This is a genomic window from Sporichthyaceae bacterium (assembly GCA_036493475.1).
Taxonomy (GTDB): domain Bacteria; phylum Actinomycetota; class Actinomycetes; order Sporichthyales; family Sporichthyaceae; genus DASQPJ01.
The window spans coordinates 1-1,704 of sequence record DASXPS010000030.1 but is presented as its reverse complement, the minus strand read 5'-3'; the positions used below and the strand labels follow the sequence as shown (position 1 = coordinate 1,704).

The 1,704-nt window shown below is 68.3% G+C and carries 1 pseudogene; it reads right to left on the bottom strand.

The features are described from left to right. Positions 1-96: 96 nt before the first annotated feature. Positions 97-1,320, bottom strand: a pseudogene (locus tag VGJ14_03485) (ISAzo13 family transposase). Between the last annotated feature and the right edge of the window lie 384 nt (positions 1,321-1,704).

Genomic DNA, 1,704 nt, shown 5'->3' with positions numbered 1-1,704 from the left:
CACGCGGCCATTGAGCGGCTGGAGAAGCTCGCGCCCGGCTAACCCGCCGCTAAGGGCTCGCGAAGAAATAATCTATGTCGATGTCGGCGTGTCGGCTGGTGCGGGCGAGACCGTGTAGTTCCACTCGCCGTGGAAGTCGTGTCGGGTGATCGGCAGGGTGTCGATCTGCTTGCTGGTGTATTTGATGCCGGTGGGGTAGGTGCCGGTGTCGAGTTCGGCGCGCACGGTCAGTCCGGTCGCCGTGGTGGTGGCGCTGATCAGGTCGATGATGATCTGGTGGCTGGTCAGGGGTCGGCCGCGCCAGTTGAGGGTGATCTGGGAGAACAGCCGGTGTTCGATCTTGTTCCATTTGCTGGTGCCGGGTGGTAGATGGCAGACGGTGATCGTGAGGCCGGTCTCGACGGCGAACGCCGCGAGTTCGATCTTCCAGGCGCGCACCCGGTAGCCGTTGGAGCCGCCGCCGTCGGCGCACACCAGTAGCCGGTCGGTGTTGGGGTAGCGGTGCCGACCCATGGTGTTCCACCAGCGGCGCAGCGTCTCTACCGCGAACGCGGAGGTGTCGTGATCGGCGCCGACCGACACCCAGCCGGTGTTCGCGGCGACGTCGTAGATGCCGTACGGGATCGCCTTGCCCAGTTCCTTGTCCGGGAAGTCGTGCACGTTCACCCGGACCGGGGTGGCGGTGGGCTGGTACTCCCGGCCCCCGTTCTTGTACTCCCCGACCAGTTCCTTCTTCTTGGTGTCCACGCTGAGCACCGCCGCCCCCACGGCCAGGTGGTCGATGACCTGGGCGTTGAGGTAGCCGAACTGGGCGTCTCGATCCACGTGTTGGCGACCCTCGGTGACCTTGGCGTTGGCCTGCAGGCTGAACCCCTGCGCGCGCAACATCCGGGCCACCGTCCGATCCGACACCCGATGCCCGCCGGCGGTGAGCGCGTCGGCGAGGTTGCGGGTCGACTTGGTGGTCCACACCAGCGGCGACTCGGGGTCGCCACGGGTCGCCGGGTCGACCAGCGCGGTCAACGCCGGCGCGAGCCCGGGGTCGGTTTCGGTGGCCGGTTTACGGCCGCCCCCGGGCGCCCGCACCCGCCCGACCGGCTCGACACCGGCCGACTCGAGGTCACCCTCGAGCTCCCGCGCCCCCCTGGCCACCGTGTCCGGATGCACCCCCGTCGCCACCGCGACCGCCTTGATCCCACCCCGACCCAGCTCCGCGGCTTCCGCGCCGAGCACCAGACGGCGCTGCCGCTCGTCCAGATACGGACGCAGCACCGCATACCTGCGTGCCGCGGCCTCGCCGGTCAGCCCCTCATCCGCCATACCACAACGGTAGAGACATCAGACCCGAAAACCTAAGTTATTACGTCGCGCGTCCTTAGTGCGGCGAGTAGCTGCCCGACCCATGGGTTTGACCTCTTCGTCCCGAACGCGGATACAGAGTCTCGCCAGGTATCCGGAAGTGCGGTTTTCCTGGCAGATCTGGCCGACGGGATCGGCGACACCCCAACGCCGGGCGGCGAGTCGCTGAGGATGCTCTTCGGCGACGCCCGGGAACCGCGCATGCCCTCGACGTCACCGAGCGGTCCCGGGTGCGGCAGGTGGTCAACGAGTTCCGCGCCCAGCGCGGCGGGGGGACGTGCTGGTCTACAACGCCGGGATCAGCCCTACGTACGCCTCGGCGGAGAAGGTCGCAGAGGACTGGGA